The following is a 13,622-nucleotide window of genomic DNA, read 5'->3' as shown; positions in this document are numbered from 1 at the left end:
ATATGGCAATCAGTTTTAAAAAGTACGTGGATATCACATCCGGCGTAGGCGCTGGCGCGTCGGTAAAAAATCGTGAGCTTATCGGGCGTATCTTTACTTCGTCGTCAAAACTCCCAATGGATGGGCTGCTGGAGGTGACCAGCGCTGACGACGCCGGAAATTATTTCGGTACAAACAGCGACGAATACGCGCGAGCAAAGTTTTATTTCTCCTGGATCAGCAAGCTGACGACCAGAGCCAAAAAACTTGGGTTTGCACGACATGCGCCAGAGGGATCAAAGGCGCAAATCATCGGACGCAACGCGAGTTTTTATTCAAAAAATCTCAGCTACTACACAGCGGTAACTAACGCCACGTTAAAAATGGCCGTTGGTTATGGGAACACCTCGTTGACTGCGGTCATGTCGCTCGATTTTTCTGCCGCTACCAGCCTGTCGGACGTGGCCGCAGAATTACAGGCAAAAATTCGGAGCACAGTAAAGCCGGAGGATATAGCCGTAGCTGACGGGCTGACGGTCGAGTGGTCAGCAACCGACCAAAAATTTATCATGACAATGGGCGAAGTTGGAAAACTGACTCAGTTACAGGTCAGGGAGGGCACGGATAACGTGCTGTGCTATATCGGCTGGGATGGTCCGGTTTATAACCTGGGGTCGGACCCCGAGACACCTGTAGATGCGGTAAAACGCTCTGCGGCGGCATCCAGCAATTTCGGCTCGTTCGTCTTTACTGCTCCACTGACTCCGGAGCAGTACAAAGATGTTGCTGAATGGAATTCGACGCAAAACGTGATGTACCAGTATCACGTTCCGTTTTTCGGCATCGAAAATTATACCGGAGACGATGAAAACCCAGGTTATTTTGAGGTCTACAACCTGTTATCAGGATATGCAGGTACAAGCGTATCACTGACTGCAGATGATGAATTCCATGAAATGATCCCAATGATTATTCTTGCGGCCACCGATTACAACCGCCGGAATTCCGCACAGAACTATATGTTCCAGCAATTCAGCGTAACGCCGACGGTGACGGATACATTGTTATCTGACGATCTGGATAGCTATCGAATCAATTATTACGGGCGCACGCAAACCGCCGGGCAGAATATTGATTTCTATCAGCGCGGTGTCCTTATGGGCGGGAATACCGCCCCGGTTGATATGAATACCTATGCCAACGAGCAGTGGCTAAAGGGGTTGTTGGAATCGCAGGTTATGACACTAATGCTGTCTATGCCTGCAATTTCCACGAATACCAGTGGCCGAAGCCAGCTTATTGCCATTCTCCAGGCGGGGATCGAAAAGGCCTTATATAACGGTGTATTTAGTGTAGGCAAAATCCTGAATACAACACAGCGGATGTATATCACCGAGGCAACGGGCGATGATCTGGCGTGGGCGCAGGTTCAGAATATCGGCTACTGGCTCGACTGCTGGTTTGAAGAATATACGACGACCGACGGACGAACAGAATACAAGGCTGTCTACCTGCTCATTTACAGCAAAGACGATGTTATCCGCAAGGTTGAAGGCACTCATACACTTATTTAATATCTGAGGAAATAAGATGGAAGATATTTCAGGCGTTGGCCTGCGCGTGACAGTAGTCGCATCAAACACATTCCCCAGCGGCATCACAATAACTCAGTTTGCTGATGATGCTGATCCGTTTGATATCCCGTCAATGCAAATTGCGGATAAGGCGATGGGGCTGAATGGTGATCTGATTACGTGGAGCAAGGCATCCCCATTGACACCTACGCTGAACGTGATCCCTGGTAGTGATGATGACAAAAATTTGCAGGTGCTGGCAGAGGCCAACCGCGTGGCGAAGGGAAAACGGTCCGCACTGGACATTATCACTATGACGGTGATTTATCCTGACGACAGCGGCGCAACGTACACCAACGGGAAATTAACCGATTCAATGCCCGGCAAAGGTGTTTCAAGCGCCGGGCGATTTAAAACCAACGCTTATATTTTTGCATTCGAAAACAGGACAACATTCTGATGGCCGAATTAATTCAACCCAAAGAATTTCAAGTTATTGACCAGGACGGCAATGAGCGCAACTACATCATCAGTAAATTCCCGGCCATAGAAGGCCGGGAGATTGTTTGTAAATATCCGCTCAGTGCCATGCCGAAAATGGGGGATTACGCAGTCAACGAAGAGACGATGCTTAAGTTGATGTCCTTTGTCGCCGTAGATATCAACGGCACGCCGCTGCGACTGACTACTCGCGCGCTGGTGAATAATCACTGCCCTGACTGGGAGGCGCTTGGGAAGATTGAGATGGCAATGATGGAATATAACGTCTCTTTTTTCGCGAAAGGAAGGAGCTTACTTTTCTCCGGCGGTTTAAAAGCGAAGCTCCTTCCGTGGATTACCAAAATGTCGACGGCTTTATCGGCGCAATTGTCGCAGAAGGGCGGGCCACGCTCCACGAACTAAGAACGGTCTATTCGCTGGAGGATGCTTTCCTGATGTGGGAAACAATTGCCATTCCTCGCTATAACGAATATCTCGCAATGCAACATTCACAACAAAAGAACCAGCGGTAACAAGCGGGCTGCAAGAGCGGCCTTCTTTTCTGGAGGAGTAATGTCAGTACTTGATACATTTTTGATACTCTTCGAATCCGATGCCTCAGACGTAAAGAAAGGCGCAGAAGAGGCGAATAAATCGGCTGAGGCGCTGGACAGCACGCTTGATAAAATTGGAGCGTCCACGGATGGATTAACAGAATCAATGGCCGAGTTTTCAAAAGTAGCACTGGGTTCATTGGCGGCATTTCTAAGTATTGGCGGTGCAATTGGGGGGGCCATCGAAAAGGCTGACGAAATTGACGCCCTGGCACGTTCTGCCGCGTCCTTGAATATGCCGATCGAAGACATTGATGCGTGGGGACAGGCCGCTGAACGCGCTGGAGGTGAGGCGGAAGGGATGCGCGATAGCCTCACGGACATGGCGGAAAAAATGGGCGAGGCTATGTCGGATGCAGAATCCGGGGCCGCTCAGGCATTTCAAAGACTTGGCATCTCTTTAAAAAATACTGATGGCTCAGTGAAAAATGCTGCACAGGGGATGCTAGATCTAGCGGATTCGATATCAACATTGTCCCGTGAGCAGGCGATCTTTCGGATAAAAGAGTTGGGAGTAACTGACAACCGAACCGTTGATATGATTCTAAAAGGCCGAAAGGCCATTGAAGATATGATCAAAACGCAAAAAGAATTTGGAGTTGTGACTAAGCAGGATGCAGAGGTTGCTCAGAAATTTAAGTTTGAACTCGACTCAACTAAATCAATGTTTAATAGCCTTGCAACACAGGCTAGCGTGAGCATAATGCCCGCACTGACGGGCTTCTTAAAACTCGTAGAAAAGACGGTTGAATTTTTTTACCAGCATAAAGATGCGGTGAGAATATTTTTTATTACTGGCGCTACCGCAATTGCTATGTACTACACCCCGGCAATGTGGGCTGCGGCAACAGCGACTCTGGCGGCTACCTGGCCCATTATTTTGATTGCAGCGGCGGTGGCGGCATTTGCGCTAATCCTGGATGATTTTAACAATTACCTTGAAGGAAATAATTCAATCATCGGCGAATTATCGAAGGAATATCCCAAGCTGGCTGATGCCCTAAAATTCGTCGGTGCGTGGTGCAAAATCGTCTGGGATCTGTGCGCACTTTTGGTTGAAGCCTTGTGGGATTTATTCACAAACCCACAGGCAGCTATCGACAATATGAAGAAAAATCTTTCGGAACTGTGGGTCTGGTTTGATAAATTTTTCGGCATCAGCAAATTGACGCAACAATTTGTTGACGGGTTTGAATCAATGAAAAAACAGGTGATCGGTATTTGGGATGAAGTCGTGGCGTACATCATGAAAGCCTGGAATAAAATTACGGGTATCCTGCCTGAAAAAGTTAAGGTTATGCTTGGCATGGATATGGATTCGGGAGGGGTGGGGACGTCTGCCCCTGCTGAGGCTGGCGGGGCTGTGGAACAGAAAAATAGTGGCACGCCAGCAGTGGCGAGCGGGACCAGCGCAAGTGCTCAGACATTTGGGATCGCTAGTTCTGACGAGTTACGAGATTTACAGAGCAGGGCGCAGCGTGAGATCACCGCAGCCAGTCAATCACCCCTGGCCAGCCAGACAACAAACAGCATCGTCAATCAGCCACAACAACTGAATAAAACCACTCAGTTCAGTATTGATAAAATTGAGGTAATCACGCAGGCAACCGACGCAGCCGGGATCGCGTCAGACATTGGCGACGGGTTAAGCGCCCACTTTGATCGAACTGCCAGTGAATTTGACGACGCAATCTGGGGGTAAAAATGCAAACTACGGCTGATGTCGTCGCCGTTCTGGACTCGTCATTTCGGCAGATATTCCCGGATGCCCGTCCCATAAAAGCGACGGTCAAAGAAGAAGCCAAAGCAATGCAGCATCCTGTAGAGAGCGGGGCTAGTGTTGTCGATCACCGGGTAATTTTGCCCGTTGAAATTAAACTCTCATTGATAATTCCAGGGGATGCGTATCGCGACGTATATCAGCAGATTCGTCAGTACTGGCTGCGTGGCGATTTGCTGACAGTGCAGACGCTGGCAGGAACGTATCAAAACATGATGATTTCCGGAATGCCGCACGACGAAAGCTCGGATCTGATCGACGCCCTGCCGATGGAAATTACGCTGGTTGAGCAGAAAATTGCCTCTACAAAATTCTCTGGCGGTGCGTCAAAGGGAGGAGCTAACGGAGATCCCTCAGTGCCGCGTGACAGTCCTACGACAGGCCGGGGGCAACAGCAAGGGACCACTCCGTCTACAGGACAACAGGGTAAGGCCGGTTCAACTATTTACGATATTATATTTTCATGATTACGATCCCACTTAATAACGAACCTAATCAATCATTATCTATTCTACTGGATGGAATAAATCACAAACTGACTATCAAAGAGGCTGGCGGATTAATGATGATTACTATCGAGCGAGATAGTAAAATAATAATCAGCAATACAAGACTATTGTCAGGGATTTTGATTATTCCGTACCAGTATTGTGAGGCCGGGAATTTTGTCTTTCTCACGGAGGATGATGACGTGCCATATTACACGCGTTTCGGCAGGCAAACTCTTGTTTACGTAACGGCTGACGAAATGGAGGCGTATCGTAATGGCGGCTGAAATTGATCCTCGGGTAGTTGTCGTAGGGATCGAGATTGGCGGACAAATCCAGCAGTTCAGCGATTTAGCAATATCGGCCAGCGGCACAAAATTCGCAAACCCGAATCAGAATGAATGTACCGTCAAAATTACGAACCTGAAAAAATCCACCCGCAATTATCTTATTACCGAAACGTCACCGTTTAATCAGAACAAAACCCCAAAGCGCCTGTATCTCTATGTTGGCCGTCAGTCAACCGGAACGCGGTTACTGTACATCGGGGATATAACCTCGGCAGTTCCATCTCAGCCGCCGGACATAGCGCTGACGGTCAAATCGAAAACAGCGCAGTCGCAAAAGGGCGTAATCATCGCGCAAAGTAATGGGAAACAAGAGCAGTTGAGCACCATCTCTCAGCAGGCCGCCGGGAGAATGGGTCTGAAGCTGAACTTTCAGGCCACAGATAAAAATATTGCAAACTACGCTTTTAGCGGCGCAGCGCTGAAACAAACGGAGCGGCTACAGGCGGCGGGTGATGTAGATGTTTTCGTTGATGATGATCAGTTGATCGTCAAAGACAGCGGCATCCCCTTGTCCGGTAGCGTGCGCGTTCTGGATAAAGACAGCGGGATGATCGGCATTCCCGAATTGACTGAGAAAGGAGTCAAAGTGAAATTTTTACTCGATCAACAAACCACGCTCGGTAGTGAACTGCGCATCACTAGCGAGATGAACCCGGCGGCGAACGGCAGTTACACCATCACAAAACTAAATTTCGACATCGCCTCCCACGACACACCGTTTTATTTCGTTGCGGAGGCAACTCGCAATGGCTGATATCGCAAAACCTTCACAAAACCCAGGCAACGACGGAACAATGGCCGGGATGCTGCGGGGTGTTTTCGGAAAGCTGATTCAGGGGCTGGACGACATGCTGCCAGCGCAAATCGTGTCATATGACAGAAAAGAAAACCGCGCCTGCGTGCAGCCAATGATCGCCATGGTAACGACGGAAAAAGAACGTATCACACGGGCACAACTGGTCAGTGTACCAGTACTGAATATCGGCGGTGGCAACTACATGTTGTCGTTCAATCTGAAACCCGGCGACTACGGCTGGATTAAAGCCAGCGATCGTGACATTTCCCTCTATCTACAAAATCTGGCTGAGGAACAGCCCAACACCCGGAGAATGCACAGTTTCGAGGATGGGCTGTTCATTCCAGATGTTATGACAAAGTACCAGATCGCCGACGAAGATGTTGAGCATGCGGTGTTGCAGACGCTGGACGGGAAAACCCGCCTCGCAATTTGGCCAGATAAAGTAAAAATCACCGCTATGAATGGGCTGGAAGTTGACGGGCCGCTGAAAGTAACCGGAGACACAATGCTGGAAAAACGGCTGGTCGTGAAGGGGCGCACACGGCTTGAGGGGGGCGCTGATATCGACAGCAGGCCTTATGAAAGCCACTGGCACGGCGGCGTTGATCGCGGACAAGGCAACACGAACGGACCGTATGCGTAGAGGCGGATATGAAAAGTATTGCGGTTAATGCAAAGAATGACATTTTTATCAACGCGGCGGGCAATCTTGCGGTTGCGAAAGATCTGACCGCCGCAATGCACAGTGCGCAGCAGGGCGCACAGGCGCAACTCGGTGAAATGATGTACGCCACTAACCTCGGTTTGCCAACGTTCGATGTGGTCTGGAACGGATCGCCGAATCCGGCAGTATATGAAGCACAATTGCGCCAGATGCTGCTTGACAGCCCCGGTGTACACGATGTGCTGTCCATCACTGTCACGACCATAGATAACGCCCTGCGTTATTCCGTGACGATCATTACCGATTACGGGGAGTTACTGCTGAATGGCTGAGTATAAATATATCAACTCAACCGGCGTTATCATGCCGGACACCGATAACGTGATCGACGAGGTGCGCGATGAGTACCGTGCGGTATTCGGCGATGATTTGATCACTGACGACTGGACTCCGCAGGGCGTTTTGATTAATGCCGAGGTAAAGGCGCGAACGACGGTTATTGAGAATAACGCAGCGCTGGCAAACCAGATCAACCCAAATCTGGCGGGGGGGATTTTTCTTGACGCGATCTGGATGCTGACTGGCGGCCAGCGGCGTGGGGCCACCCGTTCGCAAGTCGTCGGTATTTGTCGCGGTGTCGCCGCGGCCATCATTCCGGCAGGATCGCGTGCCCGGACAAAAAATGGGGACGAGTTCGCCACGGTCGAGCAGGTTGTTATTGGTGAACTGGGGACGGTCAGTGCGATATTCCAGTCCACCTCTGTGGGGCCAGTGCCCGTACCGATCGACAGCCTGACGCAAATAATTGACGCCGTGCTGGGCTGGGAGACGGTAACAAATGAAACTGTGGGTAGTCTGGGGCAGAACGTTCAATCTGACGTTTCGGCGCGTTCGATGCGGCGCAAGACCCTGGCGTTACAGGGGGTTTCGACAACAGAGGCTATCACGTCAGCTATTTATGATGTCCCGGGAGTAAAAAGCCTGTCATTCCGTGAAAATATTGCTGGTGAGGAGCGGGTTATTGATGGAGTGACGATGGCTCCTCACTCTGTCTATGTCTGCGTAGACGGTGGCACGGATGAAAATATCGCACAGGCGTTGCTGGCGAGCAAAAGCGCGGGGTGCGGGTATAACGGCAATACGACCGTCACGGTCGTTGACGCCGTATCAGGCCAGCCCTACGACGTTAAATTTTCTCGCCCTGAGGAGATTACTATCCTGATGCGTGTTTACGTATCATCCCGCGCTATGAGCACCGTACAAATCCAGGATGCGGTACGATTAGCTATCGTCGATTACGCACGAGGCGAGCAGGATGGAGAAGATGGATTTACCGTTGGCACTGACGTTTCGCCGTTCGAGGCGGCATCAGCGGTCAACCGGAACTACCCGGATATTTTTATAAAAAAATTGGAAATTGCCGACATTTCTAAAATGACGTTTTCAGTCGATACTTTGCCAATCGAAATCTGGCAAAAGGCTGTTGTTGCTGAATCAACGATCCAGGTAAATATTGTATGAGCGACACTATTCAGGAGTTTAATTTTTCAGTTGACCTCCTGCGCGCAATACTCTGGCAATATAACGACGCAGAAAATTTGCAGGGCATACTGCAACGCAAAAAAGACTGGTATATCACAAATCATGAAGCGTTCTGGCGCGAGTGGTATACCAACGTATTTAACATGGATACCGCAAATTCTTTCGGTCTCGGCGTATGGGCAATTATTCTCGGCATTCCGCTTGTTGTTACCTCTGACGCACCAAACCCAATAAAACCAACTTGGGGATTTGCAAGCACTCACAAGAATTTTAATAACGGGAATTTTCAGCATCACTTCGGGGATGAGATAACGCTGACGACAGAGCAAAAACGAATGGTGCTCAAACTCAGGTATTTTTATCTTGTCAGCCGTGGAACTATCCCGGAAATGAACCGGGTAATGAACTACGTATTTGGTCATAAGGGCGGTGGTTACGTTTTAGATAAATATGACATGAGCGCGGTTGCGGTAATATTTGATTTCAAACCTAACGAATCTATTCGTTTTGTGTTCGATAAATATAACGTTTTCCCGCTGCCCGCTGGCGTGGGTATGACATATGAATTCAGGAACTCAAACAGAAAAGTATGGGCGTTCGGCGACGAGCGAAACAATTTTCGGAAAGGCAATTTCAGACAAAAGAAGACGGCAGAATGACCTATATACAAAAACCCTTTTCAGTAAACGGCGACAAAGAAACCATTCCGCAGGATAAACAAGATTCAGGTGAAATCAGCTTTGACGAGGGTTACGGGCCTGATTATGAAAAAGACATTGACAACGACGACGAAGCGAAAGTCATTGAACGCAATAAATTAAACTGGCTCCTGTGTCTGGTTACAACTGAAATAAAAAAATATCAGGAAAATGGCGTTCCCGACTATATTACAAAGGCCGAGAACGGAGGGATCGATTTTGCGTATTCGGCGGCGGCGCTTGTCCGGTATAACGGTAAAGTCTATTTTTCACTGACTGACGCAAACACCAACACCCCGGACAGAAACACTTGGTGTCTGTTCGATCCATCAGCATACATGGGGACAAATGGCGGGGTTATTACCGGCGATCTAACCATTAACGGAAATCTCGACATTAACGGCGAGCGGCCGTACACGCCGTCAAACCCACAACCCAGCACGGCGGCTGGGTTGTCTATTGGTACAGTGCAAACCCTGCCAGCAGGTGTACCAGCCACGGCGAGCGTGACAGGTGAATCCCCTGAGCAGGTATTAAGCTTGGGTATCCCTGTTGGCGATCCAGGTAAGCCTGGCGATCCGGGTCCTGCCAATGTGCTGTCTGTCGGCACGGTGCAAACGCTGGCGGCAGGCGAGGCTGCAACCGCTGAGATAATAGGCACCACGCCAACCCAGGTGTTGAATCTGGGTATTCCCAGGGGAGAATCCGGGGGCGGTTCCGCTGTCAGTATTTTATCTGATGGGAAAACATACTCACCGAACGCCGACGGGGTCATTAAACTCGGTAGCGCCGCCGGAAAAAATATCGTGAAAGATACCGATCCCTTCACGTTGATGTTGGATAAAATTCCGGCATGGGTTCCTTCCGAGAGTAATAGCTCACTGAAACGAGAAAATTCCTCTGCAATCATTATTGACTGGGCGACATTTGCATTTACTGCAGGGTGTTCGTATTCAATAAGCAAGGATTCAATAAATGATCCACTGGCGGGTAAGGGGGTAAAAGCCAGTGCTTCTTGGTCCGTCACCTGCCTGTCGAATAGTTATGAATCAACTATTGCGCCTGGTTCATTTTTAATAGCACGCGAAAGTTGGAAGACGAAAAACAGCGTGTTTTTTCTATATCGGATATACGAAAGCTCAATTATTGGCGGGGCGCAATGGATGATAGGAACCGTTGATATGGCCCCCGCATTTAATATTGTCGTGGAGTGAGAATTAATGGAAAGATTTATAAAAACCCCCTTTGCATCGCTGGGGGATAAGAGCGACATACCTGATGCCCTGCAATCAACAGGCGATGTTTCAATGATGACCGGATACGGTTATGATTATGAACGCGATCAGCTTACTGATGAAAACGCGAAAAATATCGAACGCCAAAAAATGAACTGGCTGTTCTATATTATCACTAAGGCCATTAACGAATACTAGTCGTCTGGCGTACCAGAGTTTATAACTGAAGAGGTCAATGACGGCACGGCATTCCCGTACCAGAAATCCGCGATCGTCAGATTTGATAAAGGCGTTTATTATTCTCTGGTTGATGACAACACATCAACGCCCGCAGATAACACCAAATGGGCGCAACTGATGTACACGTCGGAGGATATTTTTGATGGGTATCTGAGGATCGACCAGTTATTGTCAGAAATAGCAGAGCAGGGCGCTGCGGCACAAAAGCAGGCGCGTGAAAACATTGGTATCAATGGCGATATTGCGTATCGTGATAAAGAGAATATTTTCAAAGAAAAAAACTCCTTTAACCAAATGACGCAGTTTAATGATGACACCACAGTAGCGGCTGGAAAAAAAATCATAGCACCGACTATTTGTCTGACATACAACGGAACGCAGGTGGGAACGCTCTCAGGTGATGCCGGAAAGGTTACAAACCTGATCAGCGATGCAAAGCTTCGGCTGGGCGGCGCAACTGTTCATGACTTAATGTATGCATCCGGTGGCCACGACTATGAAGTTTGGCACGCCGGGAATTATGATCCCGTGAGAACAGTTAATTATGTCGGGCCTGATAGCGATGGGAACGTCAATGTTCAGCCGATTAAATTCATGGGAGACGGAATTACTGTTATGGTTGCGCTGTTCGTGCCATACTATCTATTCACTGGCGTGTCGCCAGTCTCCGTCCATTTTGGAGCGCTATTGCCGGGATACCTGCTTTCACCAGCCAGTTTATATAAGCCGTGGAAGACCGCAGAAACTAATTTAATGTTTGACGAAAAATATATGCCGGGAATCTGGCGTATGTGCGCAACGACGACAAATAATAGTAACGACTCAGATGCACTCGGGGTAGGCATGGCGCAGCGAGTGTCAATCGGTAGCATCACTAAGTTTTCAAATATTTGCCAACCGTTTTACCCGAACGAAGATCGTGTCGACTTTTTTGGTGGCGACCATACTGACGAACGATTTGTTTGTGTGAGATGCGATATCGAGGGTGTCGGGGATGGTCTCATTTTTACGTCGTATGTTGACGACGAGGAAGAGTACAGCAGACAAATTTACCAAAACGCTATCGCTGGCATGTATGGCGTGATAGAACCTCAAAATGCACCGAGAAGGCCAAAAGAGACAGTCAGCTCTCAAGTGATGTGAAGATTAGCAAAGCATTAAAAAGTTGCGCGCGCATAAAGGAATAATCGGTAGCGATCTTGCCGACTATGACCTGCTTGGTAAAGCGGCAAGGTTCAATTCTGGAAAGCTCCTCGCAAAATTTTCTTTTGTGACTGCTCTATCAGTTTTTGCGTGACTGGGTGCACCCCAAAATCCTTTCCCCAAAACTAAAGGCAAGTAATTGTTATTGTTCTGGTATTAGAGAGCTGTTATGTGCAGCGTTTTATGTTATTTAATGAGAAAATATCTTTCAATTCAGTGTGTTAACATTTTTTTGAATATATACTGTTGCGTCACATGGAATGGTTCGAAGCGGCTGACCTGATTGTTAAAGGTACCGAAGGCGCAATTGCGGCTAAAACTGTGACCTATGACTTCGAGCGTCTGATGGAAGGCGCTAAGCTACTGAAATGTTCAGAGTTTGGCGACGCGATCATCAAGAATATGTAATTTCTGATGACGTAAAATCAAAGCGGGAGCCTGAGTGCTCCCGTTTTTTATTAAGTAGCGACTACAGATAAGGTGAAGATAATATTCATTTTAAATTGTAACGTAGATAACCATTAATTAGTGGGTTTGTACGTTTTCTAATGTGCAGTAATGTAGGGGATAAAAATGTTATATCCACTACCGTTTGCAGCGAGGGGGAATTGATGCGAGTACAGGATTACCCAATGTCAGATTCAGAAAAGTGGTCAGAAGTAGATGATTATTTTTCGCGGCAACTTACACTTTTAGATCCTGATTTTGACTGCGTTCTCACAACGAATGCAAAATCAGGATTACCGGCGCACGATGTTTCTGCAACACAAGGAAAGATGCTGGCATTATTTATCAGGATGCTTCAGGCTAAAAGTATCCTTGAAATAGGTACTCTGGGTGGCTATAGCACGCTATGGATGGCGCGGGAACTGGTGCCCGACGGTAAAATAACCACCCTCGAAGCAGATGAACACCATGCTAAAGTGGCGGCCACTAATCTGCAAAACGCGGGTGTTCTTGAACGGGTTGATCTTCGCGTCGGCGCTGCGCTGGATATCCTTCCTTCACTGCAAGGTCCGTTTGATTTCATTTTTATTGATGCGGATAAAAAAAATAATCCTCAGTACTTGCAGTGGGCGCTTAAATTGTCTCGCCCTGGTACGGTTATTATCGCCGATAATATAGTCAGGGGGGGGGGCCGTGCTGGATGCTGATAGCGATGATAACAGTGTAAAAGGCGTCCGCGAATTTTTTACATTGCTTCATGACAATCCACACGTTGATGCGACAGCCATTCAAACGGTCGGAGAAAAAGGCTGGGATGGTTTTGTGATGGCGGTGGTTAAAGCGTGATGAATTATCCCAATATTATTCTTAACTTATCGGATTAAACTTTTATGGATCACCGGCTACAGACAGCGATTGCGTTGCGAAAGAAGGGAGAGTACGAAAAAAGTCGCCAGCAACTAAAAACTTTACTCGGGGAACCAGCCCTGACTGCGCAGGCGCAACTTAATATTGCCTGGTCATACGATAATGAAGGACATGAGCGAGAGGCTGAGCACTGGTATATCTGCGCCCTTGAAACCGGGCTTGAGGGCGACGATGAATTTGAGGCAAAATTCGGGCTGGCATCAACAAGACGCTGCCTGGGGTCCTATGACCAGGCAAGAACGCTATTTGAAGACATCATCAGGCAATGGCCGCTGGCAACGGAGGTCTGGCCCTTTTATGCCTTGTGTCTGCATAATTTGGGAGAGCACGAACGCGCGGTCAGTATGTTGTTGACGTGTATTGCGCAGTCCCCGGATATCCGTACCCGTCCTTATGTGAAGGCGCTAGAGCAGTATGCGCAGAACCCGAACCAGCGATGGTCATGACCGGGCTTATCGCCAATAGGTTAATCCTCAATAGTTGAGGGTTGATCAATGCGGTAAGCTTAAAACAGCAAAATGCCGTCGTCATATTACAGATAATCTATTGCGGTACGGCTTGTGACTTCCTGAACTCAGTTACGTTCGCGTCCTGCCGCTTGC

Annotated in this window: 15 protein-coding genes and 2 pseudogenes; all 17 read left to right on the top strand. The window is 48.4% G+C overall.

The window, feature by feature from the left end; genetic code table 11:
* The first annotated feature begins 2 nt into the window (after nucleotides 1-2).
* Entirely contained in the window at nucleotides 3-1,553 is a 1,551-nt protein-coding gene (locus CHU32_RS03575) for a DUF3383 domain-containing protein (protein ID WP_103677796.1), read from the top strand.
* 16 nt (nucleotides 1,554-1,569) lie between these two features.
* Nucleotides 1,570-2,013, top strand: coding sequence for a phage tail fiber protein (locus CHU32_RS03570; protein ID WP_103677795.1), 444 nt, complete (start codon nucleotides 1,570-1,572; stop codon nucleotides 2,011-2,013).
* The gene (locus tag CHU32_RS03565; protein WP_103677794.1) at nucleotides 2,013-2,456 is read left to right on the top strand and encodes a hypothetical protein; all 444 of its coding nucleotides are present in this window, start codon (nucleotides 2,013-2,015) and stop codon (nucleotides 2,454-2,456) included. The genes CHU32_RS03570 and CHU32_RS03565 overlap by 1 nt, the downstream gene beginning before the upstream one ends.
* 150 nt (nucleotides 2,457-2,606) lie before the next feature.
* Entirely contained in the window at nucleotides 2,607-4,349 is a 1,743-nt protein-coding gene (locus CHU32_RS03555) for a phage tail tape measure protein (RefSeq protein ID WP_103677792.1), read from the top strand.
* Between the two features lie 2 nt (nucleotides 4,350-4,351).
* The gene (locus tag CHU32_RS03550) at nucleotides 4,352-4,894 is read left to right on the top strand and encodes a phage baseplate protein (RefSeq protein WP_103677791.1); all 543 of its coding nucleotides are present in this window, start codon (nucleotides 4,352-4,354) and stop codon (nucleotides 4,892-4,894) included.
* Nucleotides 4,891-5,202 (top strand): phage baseplate plug family protein, encoded by a 312-nt coding sequence (locus CHU32_RS29015; RefSeq protein WP_103677790.1) that lies wholly within the window; start codon nucleotides 4,891-4,893, stop codon nucleotides 5,200-5,202. The genes CHU32_RS03550 and CHU32_RS29015 overlap by 4 nt, the downstream gene beginning before the upstream one ends.
* Nucleotides 5,192-6,019, top strand: coding sequence for a baseplate hub protein (locus CHU32_RS03540; RefSeq protein ID WP_103677789.1), 828 nt, complete (start codon nucleotides 5,192-5,194; stop codon nucleotides 6,017-6,019). Before CHU32_RS29015 ends, CHU32_RS03540 begins: the two co-directional genes overlap by 11 nt.
* Nucleotides 6,012-6,707 (top strand): Gp138 family membrane-puncturing spike protein, encoded by a 696-nt coding sequence (locus CHU32_RS03535; protein ID WP_103677788.1) that lies wholly within the window; start codon nucleotides 6,012-6,014, stop codon nucleotides 6,705-6,707. The genes CHU32_RS03540 and CHU32_RS03535 overlap by 8 nt, the downstream gene beginning before the upstream one ends.
* A gap of 8 nt (nucleotides 6,708-6,715) precedes the next feature.
* Nucleotides 6,716-7,060, top strand: a complete 345-nt coding sequence (locus CHU32_RS03530) for a hypothetical protein (RefSeq protein ID WP_103677787.1) — start codon at nucleotides 6,716-6,718, stop codon at nucleotides 7,058-7,060.
* Nucleotides 7,053-8,249 (top strand): baseplate J/gp47 family protein, encoded by a 1,197-nt coding sequence (locus tag CHU32_RS03525; RefSeq protein WP_103677786.1) that lies wholly within the window; start codon nucleotides 7,053-7,055, stop codon nucleotides 8,247-8,249. Before CHU32_RS03530 ends, CHU32_RS03525 begins: the two co-directional genes overlap by 8 nt.
* The gene (locus CHU32_RS03520) at nucleotides 8,246-8,929 is read left to right on the top strand and encodes a baseplate wedge 1 family protein (RefSeq protein WP_103677785.1); all 684 of its coding nucleotides are present in this window, start codon (nucleotides 8,246-8,248) and stop codon (nucleotides 8,927-8,929) included. Before CHU32_RS03525 ends, CHU32_RS03520 begins: the two co-directional genes overlap by 4 nt.
* On the top strand, nucleotides 8,926-10,182 hold the full coding sequence (locus CHU32_RS03515) for a hypothetical protein (protein WP_103677784.1): 1,257 nt from the start codon (nucleotides 8,926-8,928) through the stop codon (nucleotides 10,180-10,182). The genes CHU32_RS03520 and CHU32_RS03515 overlap by 4 nt, the downstream gene beginning before the upstream one ends.
* Before the next feature lie 6 nt (nucleotides 10,183-10,188).
* Nucleotides 10,189-10,401 carry a hypothetical protein gene (locus CHU32_RS27995; RefSeq protein WP_133159275.1) on the top strand — a complete coding sequence of 71 codons (213 nt, stop codon included), beginning with the start codon at nucleotides 10,189-10,191 and terminating at the stop codon, nucleotides 10,399-10,401.
* A gap of 159 nt (nucleotides 10,402-10,560) precedes the next feature.
* Entirely contained in the window at nucleotides 10,561-11,586 is a 1,026-nt protein-coding gene (locus tag CHU32_RS03510; protein ID WP_103677783.1) for a hypothetical protein, read from the top strand.
* Nucleotides 11,587-11,886: 300 nt separating this feature from the next.
* Nucleotides 11,887-12,054, top strand: a pseudogene (locus tag CHU32_RS03505) (NADP-dependent isocitrate dehydrogenase); the annotation flags it as partial.
* A gap of 203 nt (nucleotides 12,055-12,257) precedes the next feature.
* Nucleotides 12,258-12,939 (top strand): annotated as a pseudogene (locus CHU32_RS03500) (O-methyltransferase).
* Between the two features lie 44 nt (nucleotides 12,940-12,983).
* Nucleotides 12,984-13,466, top strand: a complete 483-nt coding sequence (locus tag CHU32_RS03495) for a tetratricopeptide repeat protein (RefSeq protein WP_103677781.1) — start codon at nucleotides 12,984-12,986, stop codon at nucleotides 13,464-13,466.
* Nucleotides 13,467-13,622 lie beyond the last annotated feature (156 nt).

Source organism: Superficieibacter electus (genome assembly GCF_002915575.1).
GTDB lineage: Bacteria > Pseudomonadota > Gammaproteobacteria > Enterobacterales > Enterobacteriaceae > Superficieibacter > Superficieibacter electus.
Note: the sequence above shows the minus strand (reverse complement) of the source record. Positions and strands in the feature narration are given on the sequence as shown.